Genomic DNA, 16616 nt, shown 5'->3' with positions numbered 1-16616 from the left:
TATGTAAAGAACACTTAATAAGCATTAAAGATATAAAAACTAAAGGCTGTTATTCAAAGTATTTTAAGAACTCTTCAAGAACAGGTAAATGGACAAAACTTTTATGAGCATCTTCTAGCACGACCCATTCATGTTTTGACTCTATACAAAAATTAAGCTTTAAGTCTGGATTAAATGAGTGTTCCAAAAGCCCTAATGGTATCCATATATAATTTGTACCATTAATTTTATTGGGTACGGGTGAACCACATTTATTACAAAACGATGAGGTAAAACCAGTCTCTTTTTTATAGGTAGAAACATGTTCACTTCCAAATAGCCAGTTAAATTGGCTTTCTTTGACCAAAGTAGCCGCATTCGCTCCTGTACCCGTTTGTTTTCGGCATAAACTGCAATGACAGTAATAAACCGTTTTTATTTCACGAGTTATAGAGAATTTTACTTGATTACATAAACAAGAACCAATGTTACTCATATAATGTATTTAATTCATCACTATGAAATTTTCATAATGACTTTAAATATTGATTATGTACATATTTTTATTGTTTAATTTAAAATAAAACCTAACCAATTGATTTAAAATAAATTTAAAAAAAGATATTGATATTTAAAGCTTTTTTGTATTATAAGATCAAATGTGATTTTTAATAACACTTGAGTAATTAATAGTCATTGAAATATTGGGAATAAACCTTATATTGAGTACAGGTTCATACCTTTAACTGAGGAAAAGCTCATGAATAAATTATTGGTTGCAGTATTCACTGGAATGGTAACCCTTGCCGGTTTCAGTGCTCAAGCTGCAACACCTGAGCAAGAATGTCAAAAATTGCAAGACGATTACAATTTAATTTATGCATCAAAAGGTTTTTGTTTTAAAGACCAAGATGCTAAAGAAAAATATGGTAATGAAAATTGTCATACGACTAAGCCAAAATTCTCTGATAAAGAGCAGCAACGTCTAGATGCAATTAAAGAACGTCAAAAAGAATTGAAGTGTAAATAGTATTTAAAGGAATAATACATGGCATATGATGATCAAAATATCTTCGCAAAAATTTTACGTGGAGAACTTCCAGCGATAAAACTCTATGAAGATGATCAAGTTCTAGCTTTTATGGATATTATGCCCCAAGCCGATGGTCATGCATTAGTTATTCCAAAAACTCCTGCAGTAACTTTACTTGATTTACCACCTGAAGCGGCAGCTTATACCATTCAGATCGTGCAAAAAATTGCGAAAGCAATGGAAACAGCATTAAATCTTGATGGAATTGTTCTTATGCAATTATCTGGCGCCGCTGCTGGACAAACCGTCCCTCATGTTCATTTTCACCTAATTCCAACAAATGTTCACCAACTTGGTAAACATGCTGCGCAATTGGGAAATCAAGATAAAATCAAGGCCTTAGCTGAAAAAATTAAAGCAGCTCTTTGATTTGAAGAGATAAAAGCGGAGCTTAGGCTCCGCTTTTTTATTTAAAAAGTGTAATAAAATCAAAAGGAAATAAAGTATTTCTAATTTTTATTTGTCATAAAACTGTCATTTCTTCTTCACTCCACTGTCACAAAGTTTACAGATACTTCTTAGCAAGTTGGTGAGCTTCTGTAACTTTTTGTACATAAGCCAACTAAAAAATAAAAGTTAGCTAGGCATACGCCATTTAAAAATACCTTTTGGAGAAATCTCAATGAAGAAATTGCTTCTCGCTGCCGCAGTTGCAACTCTAAGCGTAAACGCGGTGCAAGCAGCGCCAACTTTGTACGGTAAACTCAATGTTACCATTGACCAAGTTGACAACAAAAATTTCGATGGTAAAAGTGACGTTACCGAAGTTAACTCTAACGCGTCTCGTATTGGGGTAAAAGGCGAAGAGAAATTGACTGATAATTTATCAGCAGTTTATTTAGCTGAATGGCAAATTAATGCTGATGGTGATGGTACAGATCTTGGTCAACGTAACCGTTATATCGGTATCAAATCAAATAATGTTGGTACATTAAAAGTTGGTAAATTTGACTCTTACTTTAAAAATGCTGCTGGCAACTACCAAGACATCTATAACGACCACACTATTTTAGATATTACCAACACAATGTATGGTGAAGAACGTCTAAATAACGTTATTGGTTTTGAATCTGATCCTAAACTTCTTGCTGGTGTAACATTCAATGTAATGTTCCAACAAGGTGAAACTCCTGCTGATCCAACACCTGGTACATCTGGTAACGATGACAAACGTAACGGTTTTGGTGACTCAGTTTCAGGTTCTATCGGCTACGAAAACAAAGATATTGGTTTAGCATTAGCTGCTGCTGCTAACTACAGCGTACAAGGTAAATATAATGCCTATGGCCTTAGCAATATTTTCTCTGATGCTTACCGTGTAACTGGTTCTTACGATTTTAGTAAACTTGGCGCAACTGGACTTGTATTAGGTGGTTTATGGCAACATGCTGAACCAACTGATGAGCTAACTAAATATAAAGGCTTACAAGAAGATGCATGGGTTGGTGCTGTAACTTACAGAATTGGTGAAACACCTTTTGTAGTAAAAGGCCAATACCAATCATCTAAAGCTTCTGTAGATGGTCAACAAGATCGTAAAATTGATCAATACGGTGTGGGCTTAGACTACAAAATTAATAAACAAGCACGTTTCTACGGTATTGTTGCTCAACAAAAACGTGACTGGCTTGCTCAAGATGACAAACGTACTGTTGTAGGTGCTGGTATGGAATATAACTTCTAAGTTATTAACCATCTTGCATAAAATAAAAGGGCTTATGCCCTTTTATTTTTATTGTACTAACAAAAAAGCCGATAATTTTTATATCGGCTTTTTTTAATCTCAATCTTATTTTAAGAAACTGCTCACAAGATTCATCACGTTTTGAATGTCTTGATTCGCTTCTTGATGATCTGTACTTTCACCCTGTGGTGTTAAAGAATCAATAACCTGAGGTAACACAGACGCGATCGCCCCGTAAACTTGCTCTTTTGGCGCTTGAGTCTGTTGGGCAACTTGTTCAACATCTGCAGGGTTAAATAAGCTTTGCAGTTGCTGAGTTGGAACTTCACTATTACTTTGATTTGGATCAACCCAACTTTGAACTTGACTACCTAAACCGGCACCTTTTAACTTTTCTAAAGCAGCCTGTAAACCACCTTGTTGTTGAACCCAGCCTAAGATTAAAGGTACTACAGCAATTAATAAACTTTGTACACCGCCACCAGCTTGAGGTGTATTGTTATTTCCAGTCACTTGGCCTAATACCGAACCCAATACTCCACCTAGACCACCTTGAGTACCAGAAGAAGTATTACCACCCATTTGTCCCAATACAGAACCTAAAATTCCACCTAAACCACCTTGACTTGATGCTTGCTGGTTCCCACCTAAAGCTTGCTGAGCCAAAACTTCTACAATATTGCTTAAATTTGTCATGAGTAACTCTTATGTATGGTTTATACACGAGCATACGCGTTTTTTTGTTAAGACAGCAAAAGCGAAATTGTTAAATTTTGAAAGAGATTAAATAGCCTTTTACCAGCGGAATTTATTCCAGTTTTCCGGGTTTGCCCAAAATTTTGAATTAAACCAGTCTGGAACATGTTTATAGGTCAAGATATTAAATTGCCATAAAGCGAAATCACTATCATGTGAAGTTTTATCGATGAGTTGCGTGAACCCTAAAGAACGTAATAGCTGTTCATCACTGCGTTTGCTTACCACAACAATTCGTTTTGCTAATAAATCTCTTAACTTCACTAATAATTGTGATTTATGTACATCGCTAACGCTTTGCATTTCATCTGTATCAAACAATACAAAACCTAAATCATAACGCTGAGTAAAAGGCAGACTTAAAAGCTCAGTTACGGTAAAATAGTGCCATTGAATTGCGTTATTCTGGTCAATTTTCTGGCCAATACAAAGTGCAGTATGAATGGGCTGTTCGTTTGATAAATCGTCTAGCATAGAAGTGATGACATTTTGTTCAGCCATAACTGCAACCCTTAATTGAAAGATGTGAGTTTAAACTTTATGGAACTACAAGGCATTTGCCATAAAATGCATGCAGGCCTAAAAGATGCTAGTGTAACTGATCAACAGACAACCAAGGCAAATGTTGAATACAAATTTGTATTAGACCGTTCAGAAATTGATCTTCCTTTTAATTTAGGACAAGAACTAGAAATCGAATGGACAGGTAATATTTATTGCACATCTTGTGGCGCCAAAACACCGAAGTCCTATTCTCAAGGTCACTGTTTTAAATGTTTTAAAACGAAAGCTGAGTGTGATCTTTGCATTATGAAACCTGAAACATGTCACTATCATTTAGGTACATGTCGTGAAGATGACTTTGCCCACAGTGTATGCTTCCAACCACATATTGTGTATTTGGCAAATTCAAGTGCTTTAAAAGTAGGAATTACCCGTGTTAGCCATATGCCAGGTCGCTGGCTAGATCAGGGAGCAACTCAGGCTTTACCTATTTTAAAAGTTGGATCACGTCGTTTATCTGGTCAACTTGAAACCATGTTTGGTTCCCTAATTGCTGATAAAACTGACTGGCGTAAACTTCTTAAGGGTGAAGCTGAACCTCTAAATATGGTTGAACAACGTGATCAATTAATTGAAGAGTTTGCACCTAAAATTCAAACTATACGTGAAGAGTTTAGCCAAAATCTTGAATTTAACGAGACAGTTGAATTACTAGAAAATGAGTTACCGCGTGAGTTTGTTTACCCAGTTGAACAATATCCTGAAAAAATTAAGTCTCTAAACCTAGATAAAACACCAAAAATTCGTGGTGTATTACAAGGTATTAAAGGCCAATATTTAATTTTTGATATTGGTGTTATCAACATTCGTAAATATACGGGTTACGAACTGATCGTACGTGCATAAGTAGATTTAAAAAGCCCCTAAAAATGGGGCTTTTTCATTAATACGATTAAGATAATCTATTTCTAAATAGCCAAGCTGCTAAAGGTAAAGTGATCAGTCCAAGTATGATCATTGGAATAAAATTAAATTGAACTTGTGTAAAGTTTGCACCTTCCAAATACACCCGTTGTACCAAATTAATTCCAAACCTTAAAGGATTTACGTAAGTTGCTATTTCAAGTGCTTTTGGCATATTTTCTACAGGTGTCAGTAAGCCTGAAAGCAACATCAAAGGCATAATTAGTAGAAACGTAAATAGCATGGCTTGTTGCATATTTAATGATAATGCAGAAATTGATAAGCCCACTCCAACTATAGCCACGTTAAAACTCAATAAACCAAAATAAAGCAGCCCAATAGAGCCATTCATGGGAATTTTAAACCAGAACAAAATAATCAATAAAATAATAGTTGACTGCATCAGCCCTACAAAAATTGGCGGCAAGGCTTTACCAATCATAATTTGTAATGGCGTATACGGTGTTACTAATAACTGATCAAATGTTCCCTGCTCACGTTCACGTGCGACTGACAAAGCAGATAAAAGTAGTGTCTGCATCATACTTAATGCCGCAATTAATGAAGGCATTAAGCTCCATCGAGACTCTTGATTTGGGTTATACCATGTTCTTGTTTCAAGGCTAATAGGTAAAGCTGAGTTAAATTTTTGCTGATTAAACTGTCCAACTATTTTGTTTAGATATGAACCTGCCACAACTGCCGTTGATGAATTCCTGCCGTCAACAATCACCTGTATAGGAGAGTTTTGGTTATTATTTAATTTACTCTCGAAGTCTGACGGAATCGTGATTACAAGCAATACCTGACGGCTATCAATCACCTGTTTGATTTGTTCGGTATATTGAAGTGTTGCAACACGCTTAAAAATACCAGAGCCATCTAATTTTGAGATGAGTTCATGTGAGACTTGGCCATTGCTCTGATCTAGAATTGCATAATCCACACGGTTAACATCATAAGTTGCGGCGTAACCAAACAAAAGTGCTTGCATCAGTGCTGGTACAAATAGAATGACTCTATTTGCAGGGTCACTAAAAATAGTTAAGAATTCTTTTTTGACTAAAAAACTTAAGTGCTTCAGCCACGTGATTAATTTTTGCCACATAACTTTATCTCAACCGTTTTTTTAGTGAAAAGTTCACGGCACATATCAAAACAATAATATACCCCAGTAAAAAACCGCATTCTTTAAGCCATAACTTCCAGTCATCACCTCCCATAAATAAGGTTTTAATTAAAATCATAAAATGTGTAGCTGGTAGTAACTGGCTAATAATTTGCACCACTAAAGGTAAGTTACGTGTATCGAAAACAAATCCTGAAAGCATAAGTGCGGGCATAAAACTTGCCAATAAAGCAATTTGACTTGCCTGAAACTGACTTTGAGCAAAACCCGATATGGTTAAACCAAGTAATAAAGAAACAACTAAATAGAGAAATGAAGCCGATAAGACTGAGAATAATGAACCGCGCATGGGTACTTCAAAAATAAAATAGGCAGCAATAATACAGATCACGATATCAATCATACCGACAACAATATAAGGAATGAGCTTTGCTAATACAATTTCAAATGGCCTTACAGGTGTGACAAATAAGGCCTCTAGTGTTCCCCGCTCCCTTTCACGAGCAATAAGTAAACCTGTTAAAAATGCACCGATTAAAGTTAAAATTAATACCATTAAGCCAGGAACTAAAAACCAAGTACTATTAGCAGATTCGTTAAACCATATTCGTTGTTCAACATTAATGGCACTTGACGTTGCTAATATTTGACCACGATCAACTTGTATAGACGCCGCTGTAGCCAAAGCCCCTGTAATATAGCCCTCCAAAGCTGTTGCTATGGTGGTGGATGTACCATTTAATAGTAGTTGAGCCTTTGCATTACCTTGTTGTGTCTGACTCGTAAAATCTGAAGGAAAGTGCAAAATGGCATCAATTTCTCCATCTCGAATGGCCTGTTCTGCTTTAGGTAAACTAGGAAACTCTTGACTTGCTAAATATCGCGAACCCTTTAAACCCGCTAAAATCTGATTGATCTGTGGTGAGGACTGATCAACTACGACACCAACTCGTGCCTGATTTAAGTCAAAGGAAAGTCCATAACCAAACAATAAAATTAAAATAACAGGCAAAACCAGACCAATCCCGAGGCTGCTTTTGTCACGAATGAGCTGCTTAGTTTCTTTCCTTACTAACGCTGTCAATCGATTCCAAAATCCAAAGCTCATTGTAGACCTCCTAAACAGCATGCCTTAAAGCTCGGGCTTGCTCTACAATTGCTATAAAAGCCTCATTCATATCACCAATATGCTTATCTCGACTGGCTAAATCGCGTACTTGTTGGGGGGAGCCTAAGGCCAATAACTTTCCAGCATCTTGTATGGCGATGCGGTCACAATATTCCGCCTCCTCCATAAAATGAGTCGTAATAATGATGGTAATTCCCTGATTTGCTAGCTCGCCAATGCTGTACCAAAATGAACGCCGTGCAAGAGGATCAATCCCGCTCGTAGGTTCATCTAAAAATAAAATTTCTGGTTCATGCAATAGTGCTGCAGCCATAGATAGTCGTTGTTTATAACCACCGGGTAAATCACCACTTTTAATATGAGGTTTTAAATCGTATTGCTCTAATGCATTATCAATTTGTTGATTTAGTTTTTTGCCTGTTAGACCATAGGCCCCACCAAAAAACTTCAAATTTTCTAAAACAGTTAAATTGCTATACAGTGCAAATTTCTGAGAGACATACCCAACTTTGCCTCGTGCCTCAGCACGAGCTGTGCGTAAGTTTTTACCAGCAACTTCTAGATAACCACTACTTGCTGGTAACAATCCACATAACATCCGAAATGTTGTGGTTTTACCCGCACCATTTGGGCCAAGTAATCCAAATATTTCGCCTCGCTTTACATCAAATGATGTATTGGCAACGGCAGTAAAATCGCCAAAGGTTCTGACTAAATCTTTAACAACAATGACGGGTTGTTGTGATTTTAAATTATTGTTTTGTTCTAATTGAAAATTCTGCTCAGGAACAGATACATGTTTTGTTTGCTTTTGAGTCTGCTGCAACAACATCATAAACGCATCTTCAAGTTCGGCTGATCGCCTATGAGCGACTAGCCCCTGAGGTAAAATATCTGTTGATAATTCTTTTTGGCGACTGATAAAGTTTACTTGTTCACCCTTTGGAACAGCATCAATAATGTCAACAGAATTTCCAAGCAATTGGGCTTGTAAAGTCCGTGCCTTAATTTGCTCTGAAAGTTTTACTTTCCATGTTTGTCCATGTGCTATTTCTTTTAATTGCTCAGGTGAGCCTTGCTTTAAAATTTTGCCCTCATACATGATATATACATAGTCACACTTTTCTGCTTCATCCATATAAGCAGTACTTATAATAACGCTTAAATTTTCTTCTTGAACAAGCTGTTCAATAATAGTCCATAAATCTCTTCTTGATAAAGGATCTACTCCAACACTAGGCTCATCAAGCAATAGTAATTCTGGGGAACGAACTAACGTACATGCCAGTCCTAGCTTTTGTTTCATTCCACCAGAAAGTTTCCCTGCTGGGCGTTGAATGAATTGAGTAAGATCCGTTATTTCTAATAACCGTTTAAATCTTTGACTGCGTACATCTTTGGGAACGCCATGTAAATCAGCATATAAATTTAAATTTTCTTGTACACTTAAGTCTTCATATAGACCGAAACGTTGTGGCATATAACTAATACGGTCTTGCACAGCTTGAGGATGTTTATCGATATCAAACCCAAGCACATTCAGAGAACCTGAAGTAGCTTTATATAGTCCAGCAACTAATCTTAATAAAGTTGTTTTTCCTGCGCCATCTGGGCCAACTAAAGCAGTAAGTTCTCCTTTATTGATTTGCATATCCAAATCATCAATTGCCTTAGTATCTGTTAACTTTTTATTTTCACCTTTAAAAATCATCGATAAATGATGGGCTTGAACCACTACATTATTATCAGTCATGAGCTTCCTCACCTGAAACAAGTGGTACTTTTACAGTCACTGGTTGACCCATTTTCAATTGATCATTCGGGTCATTTACATAAACCCGAACTTCATAAACTAGAGTTGTTCTTATCTCATCAGTCTGTACAGTTTTAGGTGTGAACTCAGACACAGAAGATATATAGCCAATTTTTCCATTGATAGATTGATTCGGATCAGCATCTCGAATGACCTGTGCCGTACCACCCATATGAATGGAACTCAAATCTTTTTCATTTGCATATACACGAACCCATTTTGGATCGGTCAAGGCCAATGTATAAACTGCCTTTTGCGCAGTGGTCATATCTCCAACTTCTTGTAGTCGCGCTCTCACAACTGCACTTACAGGAGACTTTAGTACAGCTTGAGTAAGGTTATAGTTGATTAGATCTAAATTCGCTTTGGTTGCGTCATATTGTGCTTTGGTTGCTTCTCGATCCTCTTGTCTAGCGCCTTTAATGACCAATTCTAAATTAGCTTGTCTTTCACGGACCGCTGCTTCAGCACTATGTTGATTACTTTTGGCATAGTCGAGTTCTTGTTGGCTAATTGCCCGACCATCCGTACTACTCACCAATATTTGTAACCTTTGCAGGTTTTTACTGGCTTTATCTAAATCAGCTTGAGCAGAAGCGAGTTGTGCTTTTGCTTGACTAATTTCTTCTGGCCGAGCTCCGACTTGTTGTTTAACGATAGCTTCTTGTTGAGCTTTGAGTTGTGCTTGGGCTTGCTTTGCCTGAATTTGTAATGCATTAGTATTCAGAGTTGCTAATACTTGACCGGCTTTAACTTTATCGCCCTCTTGAACTAAGAGTTTTTCAATACGGCCCGACTGTTCAAATGCAAGTGAAACTTGGCGTATATCCACGTTTCCATATAGAGTCAAATTACTATCTTCTTGATTCTTAGTCTTATATCCCCACACCCAAAAACCGATGACAACCAGAGCTATAATAACTAGGACTATGGCAATCACTTTTTTATTCATCTTATTATCCTTTATTAAATTCAAATTTTCTTAGTTTAAATTCAATTTAAATTTAAATTACTCCAATCTTTGAATAAAAGATATACTTTTATGGGGAATGAAAATTAGGTTTAAACATGTCCAGATCTAGACGAAGTGATGGTGACTTAACAAAGACTAAAATTATTGAGGCAGCAGGACCATTAATTGCCCAGTATGGTTTTGCAAAAACAGCGAACAAAACAATTGCTAATGCTGCTAATGTCGATTTAGCTGCAATTAACTATCACTTTGATGGTCGAGATGGTTTATATCAAGCAGTTTTGGTGGAAGCGCATGCCCACTATCTAGATGAACAATACTTACTAGAACTTGTCGAAAGCACTTACTCTCCTGAAGAAAAATTGAGTTTACTACTTGAAACTTTATTGCATAAATTGACAGAAAAAGACGTCTGGCATGGCAAAGTTTTTATTCGTGAACTGTTTTCACCTTCTGAGCATTTATTAAGTTTTATTGAACTTACAGGTATGAGAAAATTTTTTCTTATTCGTAAGTTAATTAGTCAAGTTGCTGGTTTAGAGGAAAATGATCCAGCGGTTTTACCATGTATTTTAAGCGTGATGACACCTTGCATGATGCTCATTATTGCTGGACCAAATGCTCAAGCACCTGAGCCTCTTAAAAATATTGCTCAGATGCCATTGCATGATTTAATTGAACATTTCAAAAAATTTTCATTAGCAGGATTAAAAGCAATTAGCCAATCAAAATCCTAAAGATTAGCTATTCAGACATTTCAAAATAGCCTGAACAGGATCTTCCGTATTTCCAGAAATAAGCTGTTTATGCATGGTTAAATGTTGCATTACTTGAATTTGCGCCGTTTCAACATTCATTAGTTTTTCTATTTCAGCGGCTAAATTTTCCGGTGTTGCATCGGCCTGAATCAGCTCTTCAATAACTTTTTTACCCGCAATAATATTCGGCAAAGAATAGTAAGGAATTTTCACCAAAAGCTTAGCAATTAAATAAGTTAGCCAATGCAATTTATAAAAAGTGACCATCGGTCTATGCATAAGCATTGCTTCTAATGTCGCAGTCCCAGAAGCTAAAGCAATAATATCACTTGCATTCATGACCATACGGCCAATTTTCGATTCGCTATCTGTATTTTCTAAAATATTAATGCAAGCCTTTAAATGGGGCGCTAATTGTTGAACACCCTGCTCAATCTGTTGCTTACGGGCATCATTAATGGCCGGAATCAAGAATTGGATATCTGGATATTTGGTATGCAAAATATTAGCAGCACCCAGCAACATAGGAAGAAGTCGCTCTACTTCACCTTTTCGGCTACCTGGTAATAAAGCAATATACTTCTGATTTTCATTAAGGCCCAATTGCTGTTTAGCAATTTGAATTGGATTTTCGAGTGGTAATTGTTTTGCTAGTGGATGACCTACAAAGGCCGCTGGAACGTCATAGCGCTCATAAAAGACTTTTTCAAACGGAAATAAACAAAGTACTAAATCTATGCTCTGTTTAATGCCATGTACACGCCCTTGGCGCCACGCCCAAACAGATGGACTCACGTATTGAACTGTTTTGATCGGAAGATTCTTTTCTTTAATACTTTTAGAAAGTCTGAGGTTAAAATCGGGTGCATCAATACCAATAAAAATATCAACCGGTTGCTGAGTCCATTGGTTAATTAAACCATCTCGCACGGCAAAGAGTTTTTTTAGATCTTTTAATACCTCAACAATCCCCATTACAGATAAAGTTTCCATTGGATAATAACTGTTAAAACCCTCAGCAATCATTTGGGGTCCACCGATTCCTTCAAACTCAGCATCGATTCCTTGTTCACGGAAACTACGCATAAGTTTCACACCCAGTGTATCTCCAGAAACTTCCCCAACTACAATGCCTATTTTAAGTTTTCGATTTGCCAAGGCGATTTACCCAAAAATTTCAAATAATGCATTCTAGCATAGAGGCTTATTAATCTTGAACTTGCTAAATATATATGGCTAAAGCCAGCAGAAGCACACCACAATCTAAAATTACACTCATGCACTATCTTTTAATCAAAATTAACAATGTGATTTGAATTGTAGCTTACATTTACAAACAATAAAATAAATGAGAATTATTTACATTATTTTTACTATTATGACCATCCCACCTCGACCATTTAAACTTTCTGTAATCGCCTGCGCGATTTGTTATGCAAATCTCACGTATGCTCAAGATGCAGATATACAAGCTTTGCAGACGATTCAAGTTAAAGCTACAAGTACAGAGCAGTCTTCTGAACAAACCAAAACCTATAATGTTAAGAACTCTAGCAGTGCAACTAAGCTTAACATTGAGGCTAAAGAAACACCTCAAACTATTAATGTCGTTACTCGTCAACAAATTGAAGATTTTGGGCTTACTAGCACCCGAGATGTTCTAAACAATACACCCGGAGTCACAGTAACCAATCAGGAAACTGAGCGAACTACTTATATGGCTCGTGGTTTTGAAATTTCAAATATTTTAACTGACGGCGTAGGTTTTCCCCTCTCAGGTTATAACTATAACAATACTAATCCTGATACTTATTTTTATGATCGTGTAGAAGTCGTTAAAGGTGCTGATTCTTTAACGAATGCATTTGGTGACCCAAGTGCAACCATCAATAATATTCGAAAACGCCCAACCCAAGAATTTCAAGCAAGCGGAGGTATAAGTTACGGGTCTTGGGATACTCAGCGTTATGAGGCTGACGTATCTGGCTCAATTCTACCAAGTGGAAAAGTCCGTGGTCGTGTTATGGGCTATGAGCAAACTGGTGACTCATACCTTGACCGATATTCTTCAGAAAAAAATGGTTTCGCTGGTATTGTTGAAGCTGATTTAACAGATACAACATTACTTACCGTAGGTTATAGCCAAGAAAAAAATAAACCGAATGCAAACAACTGGGGTGCTCTACCCTTGCTTGATGCCAACGGCAAACAAATTTCTTATGATCGCTCCTATAACCCAAACCCTGACTGGGCGCATTGGGATAATGAAACACAGAATGCTTTTGTTGAATTAAAACAGAAAATTAATGATCAATGGTCAGCTAAGCTGACTTATAACTATCTTGATAACAAGCATAACAGTCGCCTCCTTTACTATTATGGTTATCCAAAAGCTGATGGTTCAGGAGTGTCTTTGACACCATGGGGTGGCCAAGAGCATCAAGAACAACATGCTGTAGATTTTAACCTTGAGGGAACTTATAAGCTCTTTAACCAAGAGCATGAAGCAACGTTAGGTTATAACTATGTACGTAGTCGTCAACACGATAAACAATCTACGGGAACAATTAACGATAGTAATGTTATCAATTCGACCACTACAAACTGGGCAAGTTGGACACCTCAATCTATAACGTGGTCAGATTTCTCTGAAGCAGCGAACTATACGCAAAATATAGATTCAATTTATGCAGCTACACGTTTACATCTCAATGAAGATTTAAAACTCTTGCTTGGCGCAAACTATGTGAAAGCCGAGAGTAAAGGCGAAAGCTATGGTTCGCCTATGGAATATAGTGAAAGTAAAGTTTCACCGTATGCGGGCTTAACTTATAACTTCACACCTGAATATACAGGTTATATGAGCTATACCTCAATTTTCCGTCCACAAACTGGTATTGATCAAGATACCAATCAAGCTTTAAAACCAATTGAAGGTAAAAGCTATGAAATGGGTGTAAAAAGCTCATGGCTAGATGACCGTTTAACTGGGACGCTTTCAGTATTCAAAACCGAACAAAACAATTACCCACTACGTAACTCGGACGGAAATCCACTTAATCGAAAAGTGCCAACCAGTGATTTAGAATCACAAGGTGTCGAAGTCGGGTTATCTGGTCAAATCACTGATAACGTCAATCTTGCTTTTGGCTATGCTCAATTTAGTATTAAAGATATAAAAAATGGTGGCGAAGCGAGAACGTATAATCCGAACCAAACCCTTAATTTGCTGACTACCTATACACCATCAGTTTTACCTAAACTGAAAGTTGGCGCAGGGCTACAATGGCAGGATGGCGTGAAGCTATACGACTCAACAGCAAACAGCACCATCAAGCAAGATGCTTATGCCTTAGTAAATTTAATGGCGAGCTATGAAGTGAATGATCACATTACGCTCCAAGCCAATGGAAATAATATTTTCGATAAGAAATATTTGTATAGTTTCCCTAATGGTCAAGGCTTTTATGGACCCTCAGCCAACTATACGGTTGCTGTAAAGTTTAAATATTAAACGCGTAGCCAACTCCACTTTAGGTGTTGGCTTTTTTTTATTTTTTATGTGCCAGTAAAGATGTCCAAAACATTAAATCTCCCTATGTCATATCGTATAAAAGTTTTCTATCGATTTTTAGTCGTTTTCGGTATGGGTTATGCCTGTATGGCTTATTTAAGTCTTGGGCTTACTGGTATCTTTCATTTGACTCTAGATAAACCTGAAGCCATTTATTTGGCAGCCTTTATCTCTATTTTGTTTTATGTATTTTTTGTGATGATTGGTTTTTGCATTCAATCATTATGGAAAGTGACTGGGCTATCAATCGTGCTATTTACCCTTTTCTTTATTGTGACACGGATGGTGAGTTATGCATAAAGGTATACGCCAATCTATGGCATGGCTGCATTCATGGACTGGATTAATTTTTGGATGGCTCGTATTTACTATTTTTTTAATGGGGAGTTTGTCGTATTACCGCCATGAAATTAATTTATGGATGCAACCAGCACTTGCACATTACGAAATAAAACAAGATGTGGCAATTAAAACAGCATATCAGTACTTACAAAAAAACGCTCCAGATGCCAAATCTTGGTATTTAACTGTTGCTACCGCAGAAAGTCCTGCTAACACTATGTATTGGGAAAAACCAGACGGTGGTTATGGAAATGCAACACTTGATGCAAATACTGGTCAAGAACTAAAACTTTCAGCAACTGAAGGTGGTGACTTCTTCTATCGTTTTCACTATCAACTTTTTGGTATTCCGATATTAATTGGACGGCTCGTTGTATCTTTAGCGGCTTTTATTATGTTAATTGCCTTAATCTCAGGCATTATTACCCATAAAAAAATCTTTAGCGACTTTTTTACTTTACGGACCTTTAAGTCTCAGCGTTCATGGTTAGATTTTCATAATGTTTCATCTGTTCTTGCACTGCCCTTCTTTTTGACTATTACTTTTACAGGCTTGGCTATTTTCTTCTATTTATATCTTCCTTGGGGAATGCAAAAATTCTATCCAGAGAATCCATATCAATATTTTACCGAAATTCGTACAAAAACAGTCACAGAAAGTACAGCGCCGCATCCTGCACAGAATTTACCAGTTGAAAAGTTATTAGCTCAACTAGAACAACGTTGGGGAAATCAAACTTTAGCAACTATTAGTGTTAAAAACCCAAATACGAATCAGGCTCAAATTACGTTTATTCAGCAAGAAGACCATTCTATTACCCGTAATCAAGCACAAATCACATTAGATGCTACAACCGCTAAAGTCTTGGGTGATACACGTAATCATAGTCCTATTGCTACACTTTATGCTGGAGTATATGGCTTACACATGGCAACTTTTGCTCAGCCTTTACTTCGCTTAGGGTTGTTTTTCTCTGGTATTTTAGGATGTGTAATGATTGCATCTGGCTTGTTACTTTGGAGCCTAAAACGCCAACTTCAAAAGAAAAATAGTAAGTTTCATTTTGGGCATTATTTAGTTGATCGTTTAAATGTTGCTACATTTATAGGTTTGCCTTGTGCAACACTTGCTTATTTATATGCAAATCGATTGTTTACAGTCACGACAACTACTATCAATTATGAAATTTATAGCTTCTTCTTGGTGTGGCTAATAAGCTTGATTATTGCACTCATCACTAAAAAACAATATTTGTGGCGAACTCAACTTGGCATCTTCATTTTGCTTTGTATAGCACTTCCTCTCTTGAATATAAGTTATTTGCTAAAAAATCATTATGTCCAAAACTTTAATGCTTATTGGGATTTTGCACGCATAGACATTTTTTTCTGGTTATTTGCAGCCTTAGCCCTTTTCATATTTTTTAAAATTAAACCGATTCAACATAAAGCCATAGAAAAAATTCAAAAAAAGCTGAATAAGTTAAATATTGAGGTGAATTCATGATGTTCTTTGTGTTTATCCTGACTTTACTAGGCATGTATTTACTATTCATATCGACTGAAAAATATCGCTCACCTAAATCAACTGGTCATTTCAAATCTTTAGCTCAAAAATATTATTCATTGTTGAGGATATTGGCCTTTTTACTATTTGCGTTAAGCGGGTTTATTCTCATCAAAAAATATGGTTTTTCAATTGGTTTTGTCAGCTGGTGGATCTTTGCAACACCTCTTACCTTTTTACTCATACTTTGGCTTAACCCATTGAGAGCTTTCAAATCATCATCCAAGTCATGAAATTGAATAAAATTCCATCAAAATAGGCATATTTTTGATTGCTTAGCGTTTTTTTGCATAAGTAAATCATTATTCATGACAACTGTTTATCTCTAAAAGGAATAAGATATCTGCGTTTC

General features: G+C 36.5%; 17 protein-coding genes. 9 read left to right on the top strand and 8 right to left on the bottom strand.

Features of this window, described 5'->3' with window-relative positions; genetic code table 11:
* Nucleotides 1–49: 49 nt before the first annotated feature.
* Complete coding sequence (locus tag ABLC00_RS08800) at nucleotides 50–475, bottom strand: GFA family protein (RefSeq protein WP_004708928.1); 426 nt, start codon at nucleotides 473–475, stop codon at nucleotides 50–52.
* Between the two features lie 264 nt (nucleotides 476–739).
* Here ABLC00_RS08800 and ABLC00_RS08795 point away from each other — a divergent pair, with 264 nt between their 5' ends.
* From ABLC00_RS08795 to ABLC00_RS08785, 3 genes are all read left to right on the top strand, one after another.
* The gene (locus ABLC00_RS08795) at nucleotides 740–1009 is read left to right on the top strand and encodes a YARHG domain-containing protein (protein WP_002049864.1); all 270 of its coding nucleotides are present in this window, start codon (nucleotides 740–742) and stop codon (nucleotides 1007–1009) included.
* 18 nt (nucleotides 1010–1027) lie between these two features.
* Nucleotides 1028–1441: an HIT family protein gene (locus tag ABLC00_RS08790; RefSeq protein WP_033846306.1), complete on the top strand. Its 414-nt coding sequence runs from the start codon at nucleotides 1028–1030 to the stop codon at nucleotides 1439–1441.
* Nucleotides 1442–1694: 253 nt separating this feature from the next.
* Nucleotides 1695–2756 (top strand): porin, encoded by a 1062-nt coding sequence (locus ABLC00_RS08785; protein WP_002050241.1) that lies wholly within the window; start codon nucleotides 1695–1697, stop codon nucleotides 2754–2756.
* Nucleotides 2757–2861: 105 nt separating this feature from the next.
* Here the strand turns inward: ABLC00_RS08785 and ABLC00_RS08780 are convergent, their stop codons facing one another.
* A complete protein-coding gene (locus tag ABLC00_RS08780; protein WP_004708930.1) occupies nucleotides 2862–3452 on the bottom strand; it encodes a YidB family protein in 591 nt (196 codons plus the stop codon).
* A gap of 99 nt (nucleotides 3453–3551) precedes the next feature.
* A complete protein-coding gene (locus ABLC00_RS08775; RefSeq protein WP_002049924.1) occupies nucleotides 3552–4013 on the bottom strand; it encodes a DUF6231 family protein in 462 nt (153 codons plus the stop codon).
* A 39-nt stretch (nucleotides 4014–4052) separates the two neighbouring features.
* Between ABLC00_RS08775 and ABLC00_RS08770 the strand changes: the two genes are divergently transcribed.
* Complete coding sequence (locus ABLC00_RS08770) at nucleotides 4053–4922, top strand: DUF2797 domain-containing protein (RefSeq protein ID WP_002049907.1); 870 nt, start codon at nucleotides 4053–4055, stop codon at nucleotides 4920–4922.
* Between the two features lie 46 nt (nucleotides 4923–4968).
* Here ABLC00_RS08770 and ABLC00_RS08765 read toward each other — a convergent pair whose 3' ends face one another.
* From ABLC00_RS08765 to ABLC00_RS08750, 4 genes are read right to left on the bottom strand one after another with little or no spacing between them, the layout of a single operon-like run.
* Nucleotides 4969–6087, bottom strand: coding sequence for an ABC transporter permease (locus tag ABLC00_RS08765; protein WP_044422166.1), 1119 nt, complete (start codon nucleotides 6085–6087; stop codon nucleotides 4969–4971).
* Nucleotides 6088–6091: 4 nt separating this feature from the next.
* Entirely contained in the window at nucleotides 6092–7216 is a 1125-nt protein-coding gene (locus ABLC00_RS08760; protein ID WP_004708941.1) for an ABC transporter permease, read from the bottom strand.
* 10 nt (nucleotides 7217–7226) lie between these two features.
* Nucleotides 7227–8990 carry an ATP-binding cassette domain-containing protein gene (locus tag ABLC00_RS08755; RefSeq protein ID WP_033846309.1) on the bottom strand — a complete coding sequence of 588 codons (1764 nt, stop codon included), beginning with the start codon at nucleotides 8988–8990 and terminating at the stop codon, nucleotides 7227–7229.
* Entirely contained in the window at nucleotides 8983–10002 is a 1020-nt protein-coding gene (locus ABLC00_RS08750; protein WP_033846310.1) for an HlyD family efflux transporter periplasmic adaptor subunit, read from the bottom strand. The genes ABLC00_RS08755 and ABLC00_RS08750 overlap by 8 nt, the downstream gene beginning before the upstream one ends.
* Nucleotides 10003–10118: 116 nt before the next feature.
* Between ABLC00_RS08750 and ABLC00_RS08745 the strand changes: the two genes are divergently transcribed.
* Nucleotides 10119–10760 carry a CerR family C-terminal domain-containing protein gene (locus tag ABLC00_RS08745; RefSeq protein WP_016805000.1) on the top strand — a complete coding sequence of 214 codons (642 nt, stop codon included), beginning with the start codon at nucleotides 10119–10121 and terminating at the stop codon, nucleotides 10758–10760.
* 3 nt (nucleotides 10761–10763) lie between these two features.
* Here ABLC00_RS08745 and lpxB read toward each other — a convergent pair whose 3' ends face one another.
* The gene (lpxB, locus tag ABLC00_RS08740; protein ID WP_033846311.1) at nucleotides 10764–11939 is read right to left on the bottom strand and encodes a lipid-A-disaccharide synthase; all 1176 of its coding nucleotides are present in this window, start codon (nucleotides 11937–11939) and stop codon (nucleotides 10764–10766) included.
* A 220-nt stretch (nucleotides 11940–12159) separates the two neighbouring features.
* Here lpxB and ABLC00_RS08735 point away from each other — a divergent pair, with 220 nt between their 5' ends.
* Genes ABLC00_RS08735 through ABLC00_RS08720 form a run of 4 tightly spaced genes read left to right on the top strand, consistent with a single transcriptional unit; the run spans nucleotide 12160 to nucleotide 16497 of the window.
* Entirely contained in the window at nucleotides 12160–14295 is a 2136-nt protein-coding gene (locus tag ABLC00_RS08735) for a TonB-dependent siderophore receptor (RefSeq protein WP_033846312.1), read from the top strand.
* A gap of 60 nt (nucleotides 14296–14355) precedes the next feature.
* Nucleotides 14356–14655 carry a hypothetical protein gene (locus tag ABLC00_RS08730; RefSeq protein ID WP_033846313.1) on the top strand — a complete coding sequence of 100 codons (300 nt, stop codon included), beginning with the start codon at nucleotides 14356–14358 and terminating at the stop codon, nucleotides 14653–14655.
* Entirely contained in the window at nucleotides 14648–16204 is a 1557-nt protein-coding gene (locus ABLC00_RS08725; RefSeq protein ID WP_033846314.1) for a PepSY domain-containing protein, read from the top strand. Before ABLC00_RS08730 ends, ABLC00_RS08725 begins: the two co-directional genes overlap by 8 nt.
* Nucleotides 16201–16497 (top strand): hypothetical protein, encoded by a 297-nt coding sequence (locus ABLC00_RS08720; protein ID WP_004709004.1) that lies wholly within the window; start codon nucleotides 16201–16203, stop codon nucleotides 16495–16497. Before ABLC00_RS08725 ends, ABLC00_RS08720 begins: the two co-directional genes overlap by 4 nt.
* Nucleotides 16498–16616 lie beyond the last annotated feature (119 nt).

The sequence above is a fragment of the Acinetobacter nosocomialis genome, assembly GCF_041021905.1.
GTDB classification, from domain to species: domain Bacteria; phylum Pseudomonadota; class Gammaproteobacteria; order Pseudomonadales; family Moraxellaceae; genus Acinetobacter; species Acinetobacter nosocomialis.
The sequence above is the reverse complement of the archived record's forward strand: the minus strand, read 5'-3'. Positions and strand labels throughout refer to the sequence as shown.